Annotated in this window: 16 protein-coding genes and 1 riboswitch; of the genes, 5 read left to right on the forward strand and 11 right to left on the reverse strand. The window is 49.3% G+C overall.

From position 1 onward, the window contains the following. Entirely contained in the window at positions 1-1,059 is a 1,059-nt protein-coding gene (locus tag EZJ49_RS12740) for a class I SAM-dependent methyltransferase (protein WP_262552549.1), read from the reverse strand. A 114-nt stretch (positions 1,060-1,173) separates the two neighbouring features. Continuing rightward, positions 1,174-1,274: riboswitch (TPP riboswitch) on the forward strand. Between the two features lie 42 nt (positions 1,275-1,316). Between EZJ49_RS12740 and EZJ49_RS12745 the strand changes: the two genes are divergently transcribed. Then, positions 1,317-3,392 (forward strand): TonB-dependent siderophore receptor, encoded by a 2,076-nt coding sequence (locus EZJ49_RS12745; RefSeq protein WP_262552550.1) that lies wholly within the window; start codon positions 1,317-1,319, stop codon positions 3,390-3,392. On the opposite strand, the gene EZJ49_RS12750 is transcribed toward EZJ49_RS12745, so the two are convergent. The 3 genes from EZJ49_RS12750 to EZJ49_RS12760 all read right to left on the reverse strand — a co-directional run bounded on the left by EZJ49_RS12750 (position 3,389) and on the right by EZJ49_RS12760 (position 6,362). Then, positions 3,389-4,234 carry a S1 family peptidase gene (locus tag EZJ49_RS12750; protein ID WP_262552551.1) on the reverse strand — a complete coding sequence of 282 codons (846 nt, stop codon included), beginning with the start codon at positions 4,232-4,234 and terminating at the stop codon, positions 3,389-3,391. The genes EZJ49_RS12745 and EZJ49_RS12750 overlap by 4 nt on opposite strands. A gap of 112 nt (positions 4,235-4,346) precedes the next feature. Then, positions 4,347-5,627, reverse strand: a complete 1,281-nt coding sequence (locus EZJ49_RS12755) for a trans-sulfuration enzyme family protein (RefSeq protein ID WP_262552552.1) — start codon at positions 5,625-5,627, stop codon at positions 4,347-4,349. A gap of 57 nt (positions 5,628-5,684) precedes the next feature. Beyond that, complete coding sequence (locus EZJ49_RS12760) at positions 5,685-6,362, reverse strand: glycerophosphodiester phosphodiesterase (protein WP_262552554.1); 678 nt, start codon at positions 6,360-6,362, stop codon at positions 5,685-5,687. A gap of 80 nt (positions 6,363-6,442) precedes the next feature. Here EZJ49_RS12760 and EZJ49_RS12765 point away from each other — a divergent pair, with 80 nt between their 5' ends. The 3 genes from EZJ49_RS12765 to EZJ49_RS12775 all read left to right on the forward strand — a co-directional run bounded on the left by EZJ49_RS12765 (position 6,443) and on the right by EZJ49_RS12775 (position 10,245). Next, positions 6,443-7,159 (forward strand): pseudouridine synthase, encoded by a 717-nt coding sequence (locus tag EZJ49_RS12765; RefSeq protein WP_262552555.1) that lies wholly within the window; start codon positions 6,443-6,445, stop codon positions 7,157-7,159. Between the two features lie 33 nt (positions 7,160-7,192). After that, positions 7,193-9,319, forward strand: a complete 2,127-nt coding sequence (locus EZJ49_RS12770) for a response regulator (RefSeq protein WP_262552556.1) — start codon at positions 7,193-7,195, stop codon at positions 9,317-9,319. Positions 9,320-9,390: 71 nt separating this feature from the next. Beyond that, positions 9,391-10,245 (forward strand): hypothetical protein, encoded by an 855-nt coding sequence (locus EZJ49_RS12775; protein ID WP_262552557.1) that lies wholly within the window; start codon positions 9,391-9,393, stop codon positions 10,243-10,245. A gap of 33 nt (positions 10,246-10,278) precedes the next feature. Here the strand turns inward: EZJ49_RS12775 and EZJ49_RS12780 are convergent, their stop codons facing one another. Next, positions 10,279-11,484, reverse strand: coding sequence for a hypothetical protein (locus EZJ49_RS12780; protein WP_262552558.1), 1,206 nt, complete (start codon positions 11,482-11,484; stop codon positions 10,279-10,281). Between the two features lie 304 nt (positions 11,485-11,788). Here EZJ49_RS12780 and EZJ49_RS12785 point away from each other — a divergent pair, with 304 nt between their 5' ends. Continuing rightward, complete coding sequence (locus EZJ49_RS12785) at positions 11,789-11,971, forward strand: hypothetical protein (RefSeq protein ID WP_262552560.1); 183 nt, start codon at positions 11,789-11,791, stop codon at positions 11,969-11,971. A 73-nt stretch (positions 11,972-12,044) separates the two neighbouring features. Here EZJ49_RS12785 and EZJ49_RS12790 read toward each other — a convergent pair whose 3' ends face one another. The 6 genes from EZJ49_RS12790 to EZJ49_RS12815 form a co-directional block, all read right to left on the reverse strand. Then, entirely contained in the window at positions 12,045-12,860 is an 816-nt protein-coding gene (locus EZJ49_RS12790; protein WP_262552561.1) for a hypothetical protein, read from the reverse strand. Positions 12,861-12,997: 137 nt separating this feature from the next. Then, positions 12,998-14,275 carry an aminopeptidase P family protein gene (locus tag EZJ49_RS12795; protein ID WP_262552562.1) on the reverse strand — a complete coding sequence of 426 codons (1,278 nt, stop codon included), beginning with the start codon at positions 14,273-14,275 and terminating at the stop codon, positions 12,998-13,000. A 311-nt stretch (positions 14,276-14,586) separates the two neighbouring features. After that, complete coding sequence (locus EZJ49_RS12800) at positions 14,587-15,339, reverse strand: class I SAM-dependent methyltransferase (RefSeq protein ID WP_262552563.1); 753 nt, start codon at positions 15,337-15,339, stop codon at positions 14,587-14,589. A gap of 206 nt (positions 15,340-15,545) precedes the next feature. Beyond that, positions 15,546-16,931: a sigma-54-dependent transcriptional regulator gene (locus EZJ49_RS12805; protein ID WP_262552564.1), complete on the reverse strand. Its 1,386-nt coding sequence runs from the start codon at positions 16,929-16,931 to the stop codon at positions 15,546-15,548. Then, complete coding sequence (locus EZJ49_RS12810; protein ID WP_262552565.1) at positions 16,931-19,114, reverse strand: sensor histidine kinase; 2,184 nt, start codon at positions 19,112-19,114, stop codon at positions 16,931-16,933. Before EZJ49_RS12810 ends, EZJ49_RS12805 begins: the two co-directional genes overlap by 1 nt. Then, complete coding sequence (locus EZJ49_RS12815; protein ID WP_262552566.1) at positions 19,104-20,717, reverse strand: hypothetical protein; 1,614 nt, start codon at positions 20,715-20,717, stop codon at positions 19,104-19,106. The genes EZJ49_RS12810 and EZJ49_RS12815 overlap by 11 nt, the downstream gene beginning before the upstream one ends. Positions 20,718-20,743 lie beyond the last annotated feature (26 nt).

Genomic DNA, 20,743 nt, shown 5'->3' on the forward strand with positions numbered 1-20,743 from the left:
CTATTGGCTGACAAAGATCGCAAGATTTCCCTGATCAAATTCCCGGCCGGGAGGCCAGCCTTCCTGATCGGCGACTTCTTGCAGCCACAAGCGGGCATTGCCTTTGGTGACCACCACAATGCGACGATGCCGGGACACCTCGACCAGTTGATTTAAAACATGCAAATAGGTTTCTTTACTGAAGGGATCATACAGATAATAAACCTCGGCCTCGGGAATTTTAAAATCCTTTTCTGCCAGATCCTGAGTATAAAAATGGACATTTTTTTCCAGCCCGAACTTAGCCGTTGAAACATTGGAAATATCCACGCGATGCTTGACGTATTCGTAGCCGATAAAATCAATATCCGGGCGCAGGAAGCCGATCACCAGCCCCACCCGTCCATAACCTGATCCCAGGTCAATAAACCGACACCCTTCCGAAGGTTTGATTTCCCGTAAAGCTGTCAGCAATGTTGAATAAGAGGATTGTACGCCCAGCCCTGCGCCTTCATACAGTCTTTCATTGATCTTTAAATCCGTCTTCATGCCAATGTCGGCGGAATAGTCCAATCCGAAAATCTGATCCAGCCCATCAAAGGTACGATACAGGGAAAACGCCAGGGACCGAGCCCGGATGTTTCCGCCTTGAACCAGAACATGCTCGTGCTGAAACACCTGCACCATCAGCTGCAAAGCCTTGCGCATAAAACGTCGCTGTTCGTCCACGGGCATCTGGCGAATATGTGCGATAAAATATCGTTCCTGCTCTTCGGCACGCTTTACCAGTGATTTAAATTGTTTGGCTGTAAATGCAGCCAGAAGTTCCTGAAGATATTGAAGCGAAAGAAGATTTGAGGAAAAGATGCCGTGAAGAAAGTTTTGATATTGTTCAGAGAAGTCGGTCTGTTTGGCTAAAAGCCACTGTTCATCCTGCATAAACCTGATGGCTGATTCCAAAAAAGTCAGGTCCACATAAAAGGCTGCTTTTTCCTCGGCGGTCAGGGTGCGAAAGGGCAGCTCCTCGCCGTTCGGGGGGATCTTTAAAAATGAAAACAGCAACTCTTGATTCGGCGTCATATATAAAGCTTAGCATGACTTCCCGGAAAGAAATGGAATTCTTAAAAATAACGCCAAGTTTTGCCCTTGCCAGAAAAGATTTGACTCAGATGGGGGCCATGGCCCATAACGCTCCCGAAACGCTAGGGGTGTTGGGACTTTGCAGTCCCGGCTGAGATTAACCCTTTGAACCTGATAGAGATAATGCTCGCGCAGGGAAGCTGAAAACAGAAACATGCGATTTCTGTTTTCGCCTTCCCTGCCCCAAGGGAATGGACATGAAAAAATCACTTTTACTTTTTGCCGCTTTTTTAATCCCAATGACCGTTGTGGCTGATGAACTGGGCACAGTGACAGTGCAAGATCAAGACAGCAGCTCTTTGGATGCCCTGGGATTTGATGTCCCCTTCCGTGACCTTCCCCTGTCCACGCGGATCATTTCAACCAAAGCTCTGCAAGACCAGGGCGTGCATCGCCTTTCTGATGTCACCTTACTGGATGCTTCTGTGACGGACAGCTACAATGCTTCCGGTTATTGGGACTATCTTTCCATTCGTGGTTTTACTCTGGATAACCGCTACAATTTTCTGCGTGAAGGGCTGCCGATAAATGCACAGACCTCCATTCCTCTGGACAACAAAGATCGTATCGAAGTGCTTAAAGGACTAAGTGGAATTCAAGCCGGATCTGCGTCCCCGGGCGGCATGGTCAACTTCGTGGTAAAACGCCCGACCGACAAGCCGCTTTTAGTGTTCAATACAGAAATCAGCTCTGAAGGAAACTGGCTGCTGGGGGCTGACACTGGGGGCCGGGTCAGCGGAGCCGAACAGTTTGGCTATCGTCTGAACGTCGCCCACGAAAATCTTCGTCCGCCGATTGATAGTTCCAGCGGCCATAGGTCTGTTATCAGTCTTGCCCATGACTGGCGAGCCCCGGAAAATTCCCTGCTGGAATCTGATATTGAATGGTCCCGCAAATCCCAGCCCACGCAAGCGGCCTTCAGTCTTTTGGGAAACACACTGCCTTCCGTTCAAAATCCCCGTGTGAATCTGAATAACCAATCCTGGTCCGAACCTGTGGTATTTGCAGCTCTGACCGCGACCCTGCGCTGGACACAGAAATTAAATCCTTATCTGATATGGACCACCACGGCGGGAATTCAGAATTTAAAAACCGATGACCGCCTGGCCTACCCCTATGGCTGTTCGGCTGAAAATAATTATGATCGCTATTGTTCTGATGGCAGTTTTGATATGTATGATTTCCGCAGCGATAACGAGCGTCGCAACACCCAATCAGTCAAAACCGCCTTGCAGTTGCAAACGCAAACAGGACAGATACTGCATCAATTAAATGCCGGCTATATTGGCGCAAAAATGCAGGAAGACTATCAACGACAGGCCTATAACTTTGTCGGCACCGGCAACATCAATGGCCGTGTGCAATTGCCGGGGAACGGAACACTCAACGATGAAAACACCGATCGTGATTCTGCCGTTTCCGAGTTCTTTTTCCATGATGCGGCTTCTTTTGGTGCGTGGAAAGGCTGGCTGGGCGTGCGGGTGACTGATATCGAACGCAGCAGTGTTCGCACTGATGGTTCCCGCGCCACCAGCTTCCGGGAAAATTTTGTTCTGCCCTGGGTGGCTTTGTCTTATCAAATCTCTGAAGATTTATTGACCTATATCAGCTATGGCGAAGGGGTTGAAACTTACGTCACTCCCAATCGCAGCGGGTATTCCTCCCCCGGACAGTTTGTGCCGGATGTGATCAGCAGACAGTTTGAACTGGGCTTGCGCCAAAGCAGCGAAACATGGAGCTGGGGACTGGCAGCCTTCCACATCAGTCGCCCCGTTGTCGAAGATGCACGCCCCGATTTCCAAATTGATGGCAAAGCTGTGCATCAGGGACTTGAACTGGATTTAGAAAAAAAATGGTCGCAAACAGAGCTCACCGTTTCAGGAATGTGGCTACAGGCTGCACGGACGGACAGCGCGCTAAATCCCACGATCAACGGCAAACGTCCGGTAAATCTTCCGGAACACACGGTGCGCCTTCGCGGAGTCTATTATCTTTCCTCCGTGCCGGGTTTAAGCCTTGATGCACGAGCATCTTATGAAGGTGAACGCGCCGTGGTTGTGGATAATTCCATCATGCTTGATGCCTGGACACGCTGGGATGTGGGGGGCACTTATCGTTTCGGTCCGATGGATAAAGGCACAGAGCTTCGACTGGCCGTGGAAAATGTGCTGAATCAAAAATACTGGAAAGAATCACCCACACAGTACGGCCATATTTATCTGTATCCGGGAATGGAGCGATTGCTGACCTTGTCAGCACAGACAAATTTCTAGTTTAGCTCAGGCACAGCTATAAACTTCGGCGCCTCTGCCTGCATCAGTTGAGCCTGATCAAGAATCATTTCTTTGTGATAAGAGACACTGGTGTATTCACCGAAACTGCGGCAGTCCAGGGCCGCTTCATGGGAACCGCGGGTGATGGCCGCAAGAACCAGCCCTGTGGAACTTTCTAAAAATGCAGGACCACCGGAATCCCCACGGCAAGCCCCCAGCCCCGCTCGATGATCAGCCACCAGAATAGAGCCTTCCACTTTCACCACAGGCACACGTACTTTATTCAAACCTGTCGCCGCCTGCACCTCACCAATTTCATTCACAATGCCATAGCCGGCCAACAGGAGCGAAGTCTGCGCTGGCAGCTTGGTGTCCGGATCTAAAATACCCACAGGCTGGGCTTCGTCCGGCAGTGCGCCAGTTAACTTCAGCAGACCCACATCGTTCAGGCTTGTGACATAGCGACCCCAGGCATCTTTGACTCGGGTGTATTGTTTGTGAAAGGTGGCCTCGCTGACAGCCACGAAACCGGGATCTGCAAAAGTCGCTGGCAACTTTACCCCGAAATAAACCGTCAACGGCAACTGATCAAAATTCACCACACAGTGAGCAGCGGTTAAAACCAGATTGGAAGAAATCAAAACACCGCTGCACACCGACACCGGCACACCGGCAATATTGGCAATCAAAGAGACTGTGGATTGGGTGACAGCATCGCCCGGACCGGACTCCTCCCCACCAACAATGGCCTGGGGAAAGGCTGCCAGCGAAGATTCGTTTTTAGAGGAGCACGCCGCCAGCAACAGGCACAAGAATGTCAGTATGAGTTTGCCGGACTTCAAAAGGGCTCCTCCCGAAAGAAATATTCCGGGAAGAATACCGCAAGATCCGCCAGCCCCCTACGGATAGTTCACTGTCAAAAAAATGGACAGTAGAAACTTCAAGAGGACAGTCTTAGACCTTCTTTAACGCCTCGGACAGATCCCCAATAATGTCCACCACATTTTCAAGGCCGATGCTCAGGCGGATCGCTCGCGGGTCAATACCACTGTGATCACGCTTGTCATCGGGAATTGCGGAATGGGTCATAAAGCCCGGAACCTCGATCAGAGTTTTCGTCAGTCCCAAACTCACCGCCAAAGTGATGGCATAGGAATTTGTCGCAATATCATCGACAAATTTCTGACACTTTTTCATGTCACCTTTCAGCTTGAAGGAAATCATCGTGCCCGGAGCAAACTTACCTTCCGGGGATTTCAGGTACTTTTTGGCCAGCTTGTGCTGTTGGTGACTTTTTAACCCCGGATACGTGACGCTTTCAACTTTCGGATGGCTTTCCAGGAACTTTGCCACGGCAATGGCTGAGTCCTGCTGTTGTTCAAAGCGAATGGCCTGCGTGGAAATCCCGTAAACCAGAATATGCCAGGCCGAATACGGATGAATGATCGCACCAAAATCCTTACGGGCCACACGCAACATGCTTTCATGGGATTTCGGGGCAATCACTGCGCCACCCATTTCAGTGCCAAAGCCCGAAATATTTTTCGTCAAACTTTGAATAACGAAATCAACGCCCCACTCTATCGGGCGCAATGCCCACGGCGTTGCAAAAGTATTGTCCACGACGGTGTAGATACGCTCTTCTTTGGAACGTTTTTTATTAGCCGTCTTGACCAGAGCCGTGATTTTTTCCAGATCAGCGATTTCCAGAATCGGATTTGACACGGTTTCAAAGTACACCACTCGTGTGGTCGGATCAGCCAGCTCGGCTTCCAGATCCTTCAGATCATTGACATCCATCATGGCATGGCGGATTCCCAAACGAGGCAACCAGTTCGTCAGCAAGCTGTAAGTGCATCCGTACAAAGTTTTATGAGCGACAACTTTCTGACCACTGGTCAGCAACGACATCAACGTGGAAGCAATGGCCCCCATCCCGCTGCCAAAGGTGACAGCGCATTCGCCCTTTTCCAAAAGGGCCAGTTGGTCTTCCAGCATTTTAGTTGTGGGTTCTTCCAAACGGTCGTAAATCCAGATCGGCTTTTCTTTATCAGACGGAGCCCCGAAAGTGCTAAAGCCCTCAGCTCCCCTTTGCAACGATTCCAGACGGAACGTCGTGGAAGCCGTCATCGGCGGAATCAGATGGTGAGAAAACTCCCAGGATTTGGACAGGAACTCGCCATGAATAGCTTGCGTGCGTGGTGACTTGGCTTTGGCGACTCTCTTCTTCGTCATAAAAAACTCCATTTTTATGACTGCAACTAGAGCACATGTTCTAATTGGAAGGAAGCTCTAATTCCAGTGCAGAGCCGTAAAGGGAACGTCTGTCCCCAGATAGTCCACGCCTATTTCCTTCATCTTCCCAAAGACTTCGACATCATTTGCATTCCAAGCCGTCACGCTCAGTCCCGCCGCATGGCATTCTTTGACAAGCTGCGAATCAATCCAATTCACACTTAAGGACAATCCATTCGCCTTGGCCGCTTGCACAATCTCCACCGGGTTGGTCGGCAGTCCAAACAACAAACAGGTGGTTTTAATCTGCGGATTTTTATTTTTAAAATCCAACAGCCAGCGATGATTAAAAGAAATCACCGTGATGTTTTCAGTCGTTCCGAACTGGCGTAAAAGATCGCCCAACTGAGCGTAGTTCCCAAAGGACTTAAGTTCAATTTGCAGCTCCATGGAGCTGGTGGAAAATAACTTCAAGACCTCTTCCAAACGTGGCAAGGGGTCCCCTTCTTTGGTACGCACTTCAGAAAGCTCTGTCCAGGTTTTAAAGGCCACTTTGCCTTCTGACGTGGTCGTGCGATTTAAGGTGTCGTCATGATGAACCACCCACATCCCATCCAGAGTTTCGTGAATATCAAACTCGACTGCTTTAACCCCGGACTGCAAGGCAAATTCAAAGGAACGTAGCGTATTTTCCGGCGCACGATCCCGTGCCCCGCGATGGCCCATCATTTTCATGGAGCTATTGAAGCAAAGGTGTCCTCTTTACGCCACATTTTTCTCGCTTTCACACTGCAAAACGCCTAATCTACGCGCCTATGGAACTCCCCTTCCGCCTGCTTTATCAGGACGAACATTTTTTTGCGATCGACAAACCTGCGGGCTTTTTCGTTCATCCTCCGGAACTGTCCCCCTATCCCGTCCCGAAGGAAAAGATCTGTCTTTATCATCTGCGCCGAACGATGAAAAAAGATGTCATTCCTGTGCACCGTCTGGATGCTCCGACCAGTGGTGTTTTGCTTTTTGCAATGTCCCGGGACAAAGCCCGCGAACTGAATCGCCTTTTTGCAGAACGCCAGATGCACAAAACTTATCAGGCCGTTGTGCGTGGGTACGTTGAACCGGAAGGACTGATTGATCTGCCTTTGGAGGCTGACGAAGGGCGTATCACTGTTGAAGCTCAAACCCAGTACAAGACACTGGCACAAATTGAGCTTCCTTATCCCGTCGGCAAAAAGTATCCGACCTCGCGCTATTCATTGGTGCAAGTCCATCCCATTACGGGCCGCTGGCATCAAATCCGCCGGCATTTTGACCGCATTGCGCATCCACTTTTGGGTGACATTGAACACGGGGACTCCCATCACAATCGTTTCTTCCGCGACACCCTGCAAATTCAGGGACTTTGTCTGAAGGCCACAGCCATTGAGTTGCAACATCCATGGAGCGGGGAAAAAATTTCCATTCAGGCCCCGCCTTGTGAAAAATGGGAACGAATTCATCACCTCTTCCAACATGGATCGGATGCAATTTGAATTCATAGGGACAAAATTGTACTATCGCATTAAATGGCAAAGACGGATCTAAAGACTCATTCTCCGAACAAAACCAATCAGGAATCTTTGGACCTTGCTATCCGCAAAGTCGATCTGGTTTACCAGCAAAACGTCACTGGTATTGTGGCGATTCTTGCCAATGCTTCGGTTTACGTTTACATCGCCTGGGACAATATTGCTCATGCCTATCTAATTGGCTGGACTGTGGTTTTACTTTCCTCCGCCACTGTCCGTCTGGTCTTTTTACGCCGCTGGAATAAAATCAAAACCTCTTTGACATACATTCATCAGACTCGTTTCTGGCTTTATGCCATGTATGTTCTGCTGGGCATTTCCGGTCTGTGCTGGGGAACCATTGGCTGGCTGGCACCTTATGGCGACACCGCTCAACAGATTATCACCGCCCTGCTGGTGTGCTCGATGTCTGCCGGGGCGATGATCACCTATGTATCCTCGCGCATTGCCATGGCTTGTGTGGTGATTCCTGCGATGGCGTTCTGGGGACTGGGTTATTTATTTTCCGATCTGCCCTATCACATTCCCGTCGGCGGGCTGATTTCGGTTTATTGCTTTTTAATGGTGGTCATCGGAAAAAACCTGCACATCGCCCTGATTCAATTGCTGACTCTGGATTCAAAACTGCAAAAAAATGAAGAACATCTGCGCATGTCAATGGCCTCTTCAGATGCCCTAAGCTGGGACTGGGATATTCCCAATGACACTGTTCACTGCGAAGGAAACTCGGCCCTGTTCCCCGAGGGCACCAGCCAGCTAAAAACCATCCTTGAAGAATCCTTAAGCACCACCACGGATCTGGATTCTGAAGCCCTGATCAAAGACGCCAATGATCAGGACCGTCACATTGCCCTGCGCGGAAAATTCTATCGCAATTCAGAAAACGAACCTTATCGTGCCACCGGAATCGCCTGGGATATCACCACAAAACGCAACGAAGAAAATCTGCGCCGGGACCGCGATCTGCACGAAGCCGCCAACAACGCCAAATCCATTTTGCTGGCTAATGCCAGCCATGAAATACGCACACCTTTGGCCGCGATTGTGGGGTTTGCAGAAACTCTGCTGCGCAACAATTCGCTGGATGAACAAAGTCGCCGGGACGTGCAGTCGATTTATCGTCAGGGTAACTTTATGGCGTCTTTGGTGAATGACCTGCTGGATCTTTCCAAAATCGAAACCAAGCGTTTATATATCCAAAAAGCCCCGATGAATCCCATGCACGAACTGGAAGACTCCCTGTCTGTTATCCGCTCTGCACTGGAAGAGGAAAAGCATCATCTGGAAATTTCCTATGACACGCAAATTCCCGAAACCATTCTATCGGATTCCGTGCGTTTTCGTCAGGTGCTGATCAATCTGCTTTCCAATGCCGTGAAGTTCACCCGCGAGGGCACTATCACCGTGCGTGTGGCCTTTTCCACCAATATTGAAATGGAAGGCACCCTGTCCATCACAGTGTCTGACACCGGCATGGGCATGGACGAGGCCACCCAAAGAAATCTGTTCCAACCCTTCGTGCGCGGAGAAAGCGCGGAAGTGCAACGGCTTCAGGGTTCAGGTTTGGGGCTGGCTCTTTCAGAACGTCTTGCCAAAATGATGGGCGGAGAACTGCGCCTGCTGCACTCAGCCCCGGGACAAGGCAGTACGTTTGAATTTTCTTTGAAGCTGGGGAAGATTCAGAATCTAAAGCTGATATCTCCGGGACCGACAAAAATGCAAATGCAAGAGCGAATTAAACTTGCCAGGGAAACAGGCTTTTTAAAGGACCGCCATGTTCTGGTGGTCGATGATTCCGAAGACCTGCGTGCCCTGATGACTCGTTATCTGAAACGCCAGGATGCAGTGGTGGAAACAGCCGAGAATGGACAAGAGGCCGTCAGCAAGGCCTTGGCTCGCCCCTACGATGTGATCCTGATGGATATTAAGATGCCAGTGATGGATGGATACAAAGCGACTTCGCAGCTGCGTGAACAAGGATACCGTCAGCCTATTGTGGCACTGACCGCGCAAGCCAGTGTCGAGGGGCAGACTCGCTGTCTGGCCAATGGCTTTGACGGCTATCTAAGCAAGCCCGTGGACATGAACCTGCTGAATGAGATTCTGACCCGCGTGCGCAATTAGGAAATCGTCAAAAACTTCGACAAAAAAACAGATTCCCACTTCTGGAAAAACTTCGTGCTAAACTTAGGTCTATGATCAAAGAGCTTTGGCAGAACTTTCCAAGATTGATTGAAGAAAAAATCAACGCCCTGCTGGACGAAGCCGAACCCAGTCAGGCCAAAGCCTTTCAGTTGTACAAAACCTGCCAGCAGGAAAACTTATGGTCCGAAAGCTTTGAGAAATTTTCCGAACATCTGGATCATTTCTTTGCCCTTCCCAAACATGATCGCCGCAAAAGTGAACTGGATCGTTTGCTGGACCGTCCGATGCACAGCTCGGTCTTTGCCGGTTTCCATTTAAATTTCCGCACGGCCAGTGTCAGTTCACGTTCTGTCGCCGGGTTGGCCAACTGGGCTCACAACCTGATGCGCGTGGGATATAAAACAGACAGCGCGGTGATTTCAATGGATGTGCTGACAAAAACTTTGCACTACATCACGCATCCGCCCTTCTTTGAAAAGGCCGAGAATATCGAGTTCGAGGACTTCTGTGCCGCCTGGAAGAAAACGGTGTTTGGATTGTTCGGCAAAAAATATGATGCCGAGCTGGATAAAATCGTCAGCGAACTGCGCTGGTTGCAAACACAAATTAAAAATGAAGAAAAGGCCCTGCAAAAAAGCGGCTTTGTTCCCACAATCTATCTGACCCAGACTGAAATCGACTGGACCGAGGCGGTTCTGCGTGCCGTTTCAGACAATACGGACATCCCGAAGTATCCCCTGTCCAAGGGGCCCCAGAAGCAACGCTTGGTTGATCTGGTCCGCACGATCAGTCTTTACAAGATCGTGCAAACCACAAAGCTTCCGGAATTTATAGAGCATCGGGATAAAATTCGGGCCACGATTATCGACCGCTGTGAAAAGCTGCTGAATGAATGCGCACGATAAAAAAAGGACCCTTCCGGGTCCTTTTTCACACAACTATTTCGGCGACAGTTTGTAGATCGCATCACCAATGATTTTATTATCCGGCGAAGCCAGGACGCAGGCAAAAGCCAGCTCTCCCTTTTCATTGAAATCAATGTCCCCTGCAAAGCCCGGGAAATCCTTCTGCAACAGAATGTATCCAAAGCCCTTGTCAGTCATGATGCTGTCACCTTCGCCCAACAGGCGCTTCACTGCAAATTCATTGGCGACATAAAGACCACGCAGGCCCTTGGAATTTTTAGCTCTGAAAGCGACCATGCCCGAGGAATTCAGGCGCGGCGTGAACAGCTCCAGCTCGGAAATATCATCCAGCCCCTCGGTGACCAAAGATTGTAGTTCGCCGTCTTTATACAAAACCAAAGATTTGCGCTTGTCCGGAAGATGCCCCACAAAAACAACCATGCCGTTTTGGGACAAAGCCAACGTGTTGCCAAAACCGATGTAGTTGGAGTTGGGGTCACCTTTGCGATCCTGAGCAATAAGGGTTTTTTGGTATTCCCCGTTGTTTTTTCTTTGCAACAGCAGAATCTGATCTGACTGGGCATCACTGATTTCACCGCGTTCGCCCAGACGCACTTTAAAGGCCCACTGTTTTTTATCGTTCACTGCCGGACGGAACAGATAAGCCGCCGGAGTTTCAAAACGTCTTTCCCCTTCACGGGCAATAGTGACGTAGGAATCCTTGTATTCGACAAAACTGCGATCAAAATCTTTTGCGAAATTACGGAAGATCACCGTCCCGTCATTCAGAGTCTGTGCATAGCCTGCATAAGCAATCTTGTTTTCCGGACCGGACACTTTCATTTCGGTGTTTTTAGTGTGGCTGTCGTAAGCCAAAATACCCAGACTTTCAAAATCATTGAACGGACTGAAGGTCACTTGTCCACGATCGTTCACTGTCGGATCGGTGACGTAGTGATCGTCGGGAGCGATATAAATCACTTCTCCCGGGGTGTTGTGGGGCTTAAACCAGATGGCCTGGTTGGGCATACCATCCACCGCCATCAGCTTGATGGCCACATCACCGTGGTTATTAATCGCAGGCGATGTGTTACTAAGATATGTCAAAGGTGGAAGATTGTAAGTGTCCATAAAGTGAACACGCACCAAAAGCTCTGGCGCGGCATATTCAGGCAAAGTTCCTGCGAATGCTGGCATCGCCAATGCCACCAACAGCGATGAAAATACGAGTTTTTTCATAGTGTCCCCTTCTGATGGCAAAAAGCATATTCAAGAACCGCGGGTCTGTCCTGAATTCTTTTGCTATTTCACGCCGCGTCCAAGGACTTTACAGTGATCTTCCATAATCTGCTGAAAGAGCATGGGGATTGTACAATTTCATCTCAGGGGGACAGTGTTTTCGATGTTGATTCGAACACTTACCGGGCTTTGTCCAGCGCCTAAACGCTGTCTAATCTTTGGCGAGCCCTGCGGTGGATAAAATGCAGACGAGCCACGGCACGGCTTTGCAATACCCAAATCCATATTCCGAAGGGGCGACCGTATGCGTACCAGATATGTGATTCTGATTATTTTAGTTTTAGTGATTGCCACGATTCTGACCCAACCAAAGCTGAGCATTACGCCGCCTCCAGCAACGCCAGCCAGTCCTGATCCGGCGACCGCCCGGGATCATTCATCCCCTCGTGAAGGGGACGAGAAAGCCAATGGCTTTGGCACTTCATAAAATCCTGAATTGAGACAAATAAAAAAAGGGGCTGCCAGGAGCCCCTTTTCACAGGATGACGGAATCAAAAAAATTAGTTGGAACTGACGCGAGCCAAAGCCTTCTTTTGCTTTTCCTTGGCTTCGCTAAGACGCTGACGTTTCTTTTCCAAAGCTTCTTCCATCAGCTTTTTCTTTTCCATCAACACATCAGCTTTGTGGTTGTTCTTTTCAGCCTGCGCCAGGGCAGATTTGGTCATATCATCCAAACGACGGGCTTCTTTACGGGCAGAGGCTTCAAACTTATCAAGACTTGCCTGAGCCGACTTCAAGGAGCGGGCACTGGATTGTTCTGCCGCTTTCGCCGCCTTGTGCTTTTGTTGCAAGTCCTTTAATTCCACCTGCAAATTAGCCAAATCCGCATTTGTCTGCTTCAAAGACTGCAAAGTTTTACGGCGTTGTTCTACAGAGTTTTCATAATTATTACGAGTGTTGTCCAGTTTCGCCGCCACGGCTTCGGCCTTCGTGCGAACGCGGGTTTCTTCCTGCTCGTTCTTTTTGATTTCTTTATTCAAGACTTCGATCTTGCCGGTAAGAACACCTGTTTCTTTGGCATTTTTGGCCTGCTCATTTTGCAGACGCTGAATTTCACGACTGGTGCGCGCCGCCGTTTCTTTGTTCTTGCGAGTAGTGGCCTTTAGATCGGTACGGGCTGTTTGCAGCTCTTCTTTGCTTTGATTGAATCCGCCTTTGGCTTCATCCAGATTGGCTTCAATGCTTTCCACTTCGGCCTGAGAATCATAAAGAGCATCCAGGTCTGAAGCGGCATGAGCCGTCATCGGTGCCATCGCACCTGCGAAAGAAAGAAGTACGAAGTATGAAATAAGCTTATCTGTCCACTTTTTATACATATTCCTGTCCCTTGTTGAATGTAACAAGGGCATAGGTCCACGAATTGTGCCCGGGCTCAGATACGAACAGATAAGAGCTGAGCCCATTTCTTAAAGACCTGCCATGAAATAAAGACAGGGCCTGGCCTCAATTGGCATTACTTCGGCACGCAGTCGGTCAGACTTTCGGCGTCGCCATCGGTGATCAGGATGTCATCCTCGATGCGTACCCCCCCAAAGGTCTTCCACTTTTCCGCCTCGGACCAGTTGATATGATCTTTGTAGTTTTCACGGATCGCCTGATCTTCGATAAAGGCACGGGCGAAATAGCACCCCGGCTCTACAGTGATCAGATAGTCTTTTTCCAAGGCTAGATCCACACGCAAGCGAGATCCATAGTATCTTTTTGGATTTGTATTTTCCGGATTTCCGGTGTCACGCACCTTTAAGCCCACCAAATGCCCCACACCGTGAGGATAGAACACAGAAATCGCCCCGGACTCCAAAACTGCATCCACCGAGCTTTTCCACAGGCCCCATTGTTTCAGGCCTTCTGCAATCACGCGTGCGGATTTCATATGCACGTCGCGCCACTCTGTGCCCGGACGGCACATTTTCACGGCTTCTTTGTGCGCCTGATGAACCAGATCATAGACTTCCTGTTGTTGGGACGTGAACTTTTCATCCACGGTGAACATACGCGTGATATCGACGCAGTAGTCCTCTACGTCAGCCCCTGCATCGACCAGAATTAATTCGCCTGATGTCACTTTTTTGGCAGTGGGAACTGCATGCAGAATCGCCGCATTTTCACCGCTGCCGACGATTGAACCATAAGGCATTTTGTCAGCACCAGCCATCAACACCGCATTTTCATAATGAAGTTGCAATTCGCGTTCTGAGACTCCCGGGCGGATGGCCTTTTTTAAAGCCGTATAACCGGCATTAGCCATTTCAGCAATCTGGCGAATCAGACGAACCTCTTCCGGCCCCTTGCGACGGCGCACTTGATCCAGACGAATGGCAAGCTCCCGGGTGATTTCGTCTGTGGCCGTGCCCGTTGTGATTTGCCCCAAATGAAGAATGCGCTTGTAAGTGCCACCGGAAATCTTTTTTTTCAAATCTTCCAGGGAATGTTCGCACACGAAGTTCCCTTCGGCACCTTCCCAGACGATGTCCACGGGGCTTAAAGGTCTTTGGTATTCAATCCAGCCTTCTGTCAAAGAGTAGGCCATTACGCCCTCTGCACGACGGTGCCCTGACAACCAGAAGTACGACGGATGCGGCAGGAAATCATAGGTTTGATCCAGCCCACCGGGTTTCTGGACGGATTCACCACTGTGAACCAAAATTAAATCCGCAGACCCCAGAAGATCTTTCCAGGCAGTGGCCACTTTGGCTTGACGGTTTTTATAGACTTCATCTGTGAACAGCATAAATACCTCTTTATCCTGCTCTGAAGTCTATTCTCAATTTTTAAAGGGTCAACCCCCACGCGCCGGGCCGGGGATGCTATTTAAGCAACAGAATGCGATTATTGGCGTAATCGGCGAAAAGATACATGGTGCATCCCCTAAGGAAACACGACAGAGTCAGAAGTATGAGCGAACGTTCACGAAACTTCATGGATCACTCATCGGCTTCCACCCCGGCCTTGTTAAGGAGTTAATAATTTTATCCGCGTCATATTCTCATTCTGAAACAAAAAAGGTGCTCACTCAGAGCACCTTTCTTTCCAGACTATCACTTACGCCCCTTTAGCCTCACCAACTGCCAGCTGTGGAGTCAGAGTCAGGCGCAAGACCGCCGGATTATTACCGGGAACCATTTCCAGATCCTCGGACAGGATTTGGAACCCCAAAGCCTGCACTTTTTTAAGAACCACATCCACTGGCGGAACCCACTTGTGGGCAGTCCAGAATTTGCTTTCATGTTCGTTCACGCCCGGAATATCACATTCTGGGGTTTGTCTCCACAGGATGTGATTTTCATCCATGCGCACAGATTCAAATCCCTCTTCCGGAACATAGGTTTTACTTTGCACTTTCACGGTGATCACAAGTTTTCCAGCCATATTCAGGATATTGCGCAAACTAATCAGATACTGCATCTGATCCATTTCATTGATCATGGTGTTCAGGCAGTCCCCGTCGTGGATCAAATCGAATTTTTGATCCAAAGCTTCGGCTTGAAAGGCCCCGCCCATTCCGAATGAGATATTCAGATCCTGTTGCAAGGCAATTCTTTGCAGAATGGAAATGGAGTTTCTGTACATATCATAAGCAGCCACGTTAAAGCCCATCTCTGCCAGAGCCATGGCACCCACGCCACGTCCAGAGTGCAGATCCAAAGCACTCAGACCGAAAGTCTGCGGATAGAATTCCTGCACTACAGCTTGCAGATGCAAGGCTGTGTCGCGATCGCAAAGACCATTCAAGGCCAAGATGTTAGAGAATGTTTCTTCAGCTTTGTTAACGAATGTTTGATATTGTGCTTTCATAACGAACTCCTTACGTTACGCCGTCCCTGGCGGTTGCAGATTCAACGTCGTTGTTGATCTGATGCCAGACACTAAAGCACTGTTGGTGCCACTGATTTTTTCTGTAGAAATCGCTTCATTTCGAGTTGAGGCACTCGTTGCCGGGATTCCGGCAGGGAGTCCTGCCGGGTTTTCGGAAAGCTGCCGAGAGCCCGGCAGCCCGTGGTTTACTTCTTAAGACCCTGCAAACGACGGCGAATATCACCCAAGGTGCTGCGCGGAACGCCCAGATATTTGGCTGCCGCAGATTCAGAGCCTTTTTTCTTTAAGGCAAACTCAATCAGCTTCAGTTCAAATTCAGAAACGACATGACTGTACCGGCCCTCCAGGGCCTTTTCATCTATTTCTGCGACAGATGTGCTTTTGATGATCTCTTCATAAACCGGAGCAGACTGTACCAGATGCGGCGTCAAGTCTGATGGTTTGATTTCACTGCCATCCACCAGCACACAGGCCACTTCAATCGCGGATTTCAATTCACGAATATTTCCCGGCCATGAATAAGTCAGCAGCAAATTTTCAGCTTCCGGGCTTAGATGTTTGTCGCGATAGTTACCGTTTCTAAGGAATTCTTGCGCCAGATCCAGAATGTCCTCTTTACGTTCACGCAGTGGTGGCAGTGTGACAGTGAAGTTTTTAATTCTAAAGAACAGGTCTTCTCTGAATTTCTTTTCCTTGATCAGCTCTTCCAGATTTTCGTTGGTGGCCGCAATGGTTCTGCAATTTACTTTTCTGCCCACGTCCTGACCGACCGGATAGATGTCGCCACTGCTTAATACACGCAGAAGCTTTACTTGAAGATCCATGCTTAAAGTCGCAAGCTCATCCAGGAATATGTCGCCTCCGTCAGCACTTTCAAACTTTCCAGCGCGGGTTTCCGTGGCACCGGTGAAAGCACCTTTTTTATGACCGAACAGTTCGGATTCCGCCAAGTGGCCCGGGATCGCCCCGCAGTTTACGGCAATAAATGGACGAGAGTTGTCGTTTTCCAGGCTCCATAGATACTGGGCCATGATTTCTTTACCCGAACCACTTTCCCCGCGAATCAGAACTGACTGACCTGATCCACGGATCTTTTTGGCCGTTTCCAGAACCGCTTTGAATGCCGGGGATTTCGTATAAAGATTGATGTGCTTCACCAAACGCGAACCCGCTTGATGTTTCAAAGTCTGATTACGACGCAAAAGACGATGCAGAACCGGCGCCTTACGCAACACCTGAGTCAAAGTTTTGGCATCAAAAGGCTTTAGCAGATAGTCCACTGCCCCGGCTTTCATGCAGGCTTCGACCAAATGAGCCTCATCATGCCCTGTCATCGCCACAACAACCGTGGTAGGATAATTTTTGGAAATTTCCTGAATCAACTGCAACCCCTGACGGTCGGAGGATTCATCCAAAGACAGATCCGTAAAAACCAGATCGACCAGTTCACGATCCAGAACCTCCAGAGCCTCTTCCATGGAATCCGCCAAAAGAACCTTGTGGGGCTCCGGAATCTGAGACTGCATTGTTTTACGCACCAGTGTTTCGTCATCAACAATAAGAATACGCATTATGAATTCCTTATCTTTAATTCAAACGGAGAAACCAAAAGCTTGGGAATCAGACGCGCCTTGTTCTGGCGAACCTGATCTTGAATCCACTTTTCATCAAAATCTGTCGTACACAGAATAGCCCTTTGCTCCAAGGCCATTTCACGAATTACATCCAGACCTTTTTTGCTGTCCCCCAGATTCTGGTCAATCACCAGAATGGCCTCTTCAGACCATGGGTTCTGCTGTCTGTACATTTCAAACTTTTTGACCGAGTCAAAGAACACAGCCCCACTCAGCCCCAAAGCCTGGGACTTTTCCTGCCAGGTTTTCAGAATATTCAGATCATCATCCACAAAGGCAATGGTCTGCCCCTGCGCCAGCTCCAGCGAAGTACACAGCCAGGCTGGGGGTTTCTCACGGGGAATTTCGACAATAAAGCTTGTTCCCTGACCGGGAATACTCTGAACCGTCAAAGAACCACCACACCATTCCACGGCGGCTTTAGCTTGAAACAAGCCCAACCCAGTTCCGGTTTTTTTGCCAGAGGTAAAACTGCGTTCAAAAATGCGCTCGATGATCTCGGTAGGAATCCCCTGACCGTTATCCTTAATTTCCAGTGTCCATTTTTTTGGCGCCTCGGTCAGAAGTAAAGACACCTCGGTCGCTCCGGCCTCAAAGGCATTATTGATCATATTTGAAAATGCCGTTTGCAGTTCAATGACCTGCACAACACTCCACAGATGCGGAGTCATGGAAATTCCCTGATAAGAAATTTTTTGACTATCCAGCTTGCGCACGCGGTGTTCGTTATAAACACTTAAAATCAAAGGCTCCATCAAGGTCAACTTGGGGGCTTCTGTCGCAGGTTCTTCATCAGCTTTGACAGTTGATGCCGACAGCTTTTGCACAATTCCCGCCACTCTGGCGATGGCACTTTTCAGAATCGCCAATGGTTCCTGCTGAGAGGTTTCAATCTGTGCCAGTGCCATGTTCATGCTCATCAAAGGGCTGCGAATGTCGTGCGCCACCTGCGCCGCCACTTGCGTGCGTGCCTTGTCCCGCTCACTTTCGATCAAACGCGCCTGATGCGACTGCAAGGTTGCCAGCATGTTGTTCAGATTCTGACCCAAGTCATTGAGTTCATCCTGAGAATTGGCAGTCACATCCACACGATGGGAATAGTCTTGAGTTACCGAGATCTGATTCAGCAACCCTCGAATGGCTTCCACCTTGCGAAGCAGGGTTTTTGTCAGTATCGCCGACAGCCAGCCGGAAAGAACAATCAGCACCGCCGCCAGAATCAGCAACGTGATTTGCATTTTGTGCAGCTCTGCATTCAGGGCTCTGGCGGACACTGTGGTCAACAGGCGATAATGTCTTAGGTTGTCGTTTTTGACCGAAGTCATCACAACCATTTTATCGTCAAACCAGTGAACGCCCTCTTTCCACTTCAGGCCTTCGCTCAAATCCCAGGCTCTGACGAAACCCGGTTTTTGAATATGCCCCAAAGACTCACCCTTGATACCTACAAGCTCGATGGAAAGATTGTCCTCGTCATGTTCTGCCATTTCGCGCAGAAGCTGGGTCACGTCATCAAAGTAAATCACCACTTCGATCAGATTCCTTTTGTCCAGACTGGGCATGATCGTATGCTGACCGACCTGCCCGTCCTCCCCGCGCACCAAGGCACTTTGATAAACGGACTCAAAAGACTGATTGGGAAAATCAACAGACAACGATCCCGGCTTTCCCGCCGATGTCATTAAGACCTGACTGCCGGTACGGTCGTATAAAGTGATACGACTCACGCCAAGGTTCCTTGTCATGTCGTGAATTTTAAGAAGCGTCAGTTGTCCTTGGGCGTGTTGAATCTGCAAAAACTGACCAGCATTGGACGCAATACGTGCCTGAGACTCTTCGACCCGCGACAAAGCCTTGGCCAGCAAGTTCATGTGGTCAACGTAAGAGTCCTCAAATTCGCTGATTCGGAAATTCGATAAGGTGCTATTTAAAATCAGACAGATGATGATGGCTGCCCCGGCTCCGGTTCCAAAAAGAGCCACAAAGATTTTCCGCGAGAACTTCATCTGAGAAAAGCTGATCATCCGTTCATGGTATTGACGACCATTTACGATGTCACTGGAGAAATCAGCCTTGTCGTTGAGATTCCGGGGACCGCCGCTCTGCGCCTTAGAAGACAACGACTGTCAGTTTGTCTCCCTTGGCAAGTTTCAGGCTGAATTTGATTTTACCATCAGCCACATCGTACTGATCGGCCCGGACCTTTTCAAGCTCTGTACCGCTCTTACGCTTTAACAGCACGTCGCGAACCTTCATACCCTCTGGAATCTCCAAAGGAAACTCCTGGCTGATATACGAAACAGACGAAGCGATTTTATCAAAGGCCTTTTTATAACCGTCGTCGTCCTGACACAAGGAATAGGTCTGCACAACACCAGGACTGGAGCTTTGCAGGCGTTCAAAGGTTTCCACATAAGACTGCCCGGTCTTCAGCTCGCAGCTTTGACCGTGGGTATTGCCCACCACCGCCATAAAGTAGTTTCCTTGCAGAGCCGTCTTGGAAATATCGCTAAGGAAGTTCGCGGCAACATCGGTCCCACCCTCCAGCAAATACCCCGAGCGTACAATCCCACGGCGCACCCCTGTTGGACCCGTCATTTTGCAGGCCTGAGTCACCGCAGTCCCTGGGTAAATGGAAGCAAGATAAGCCATAATATTCGCATGCCCACGATAGGCCTGAGAACAATAATCAGTCAGACCTTCGCTTTCCTCGACATAGTATGTGGAAGCGACTTCGGTGTATTTGCACTCAGTCAGCTGAACCTCGTTAAAATGGAAATTCACCCCGTTATAAGAGGCCGTCTTGCCAACCAGTGCAGCCATACTGTCCTGAACACGCTTTAAGTCCTCGCCCTGACAGTTCTGTCCTGCAAGGCCCACTTCACTTTGTCCTTTTGCCAGATAATTGTAACCGTAGAAAGTGCGCGTTTCGACGTTCGTGCTGACTCCGTCACGATAACCCACCCCAGTGAACGTAAATGGGATGCTGACTCTTTTATAAACGACAGACATTGTGCGGTCATAGTTATAAACCAGATCGTTCATACAGTGACGACCTTGATAATTGTCTTCGTCCGTCAGAACGAAGAAGACCACCTTTTCGTTTGTCGCTGGTTTCTGATATTTGTTTGTCGCCCACTGAACAATCGAACACAGAGCGGACTCATTATCACTTCCCGCCGTTCCCATATTCAGCACGGATTGTTTGATACTATTCACGCGAGACTGACGAACAGACGCCGAATCGCGGGGGTCCAGCACGATAGACTGCGGACTTCCACCATAAATCGTTTTAGTAATGGCTTGAGTGTCATTGGCAGCCAGCTCTGAAATGTCGTTCACATAAACTTCACTGCCTGTCTTCAGACTTCCATAAATCAAAGTGCCAGAGGCGTTAAGATAACTGGAGGTGGACATAAGCTGCACAGTCACCTTTTTCGTGGCCAAAGAGGCCAGCAGGCCGTCGATGCGAGCCACCAGTTCTTCCTGTGATTGCTTCATTGTTTGAGAGTTATCGACCACCAGAACCAACTGTGTCGATGGGTATTCCACAGATTCTTCCGTTTGGAATTCAGACACTTTGGCATTTTCGGGAAGTTCACCGTCAATTCGATAGGCCGTTTCAGAGTCCATATCAAAACGCAAACTTTGCGGTGCACAGTTCTGAAAAGAAAGAACCAATATGGACGCCCCGGCCAAAGCCGCCAACCTATTCTTTTTCACACATCCCCCCGGATATCTGACTATTA

Source organism: Bdellovibrio bacteriovorus (genome assembly GCF_025558485.1).
GTDB classification, from domain to species: domain Bacteria; phylum Bdellovibrionota; class Bdellovibrionia; order Bdellovibrionales; family Bdellovibrionaceae; genus Bdellovibrio; species Bdellovibrio bacteriovorus_G.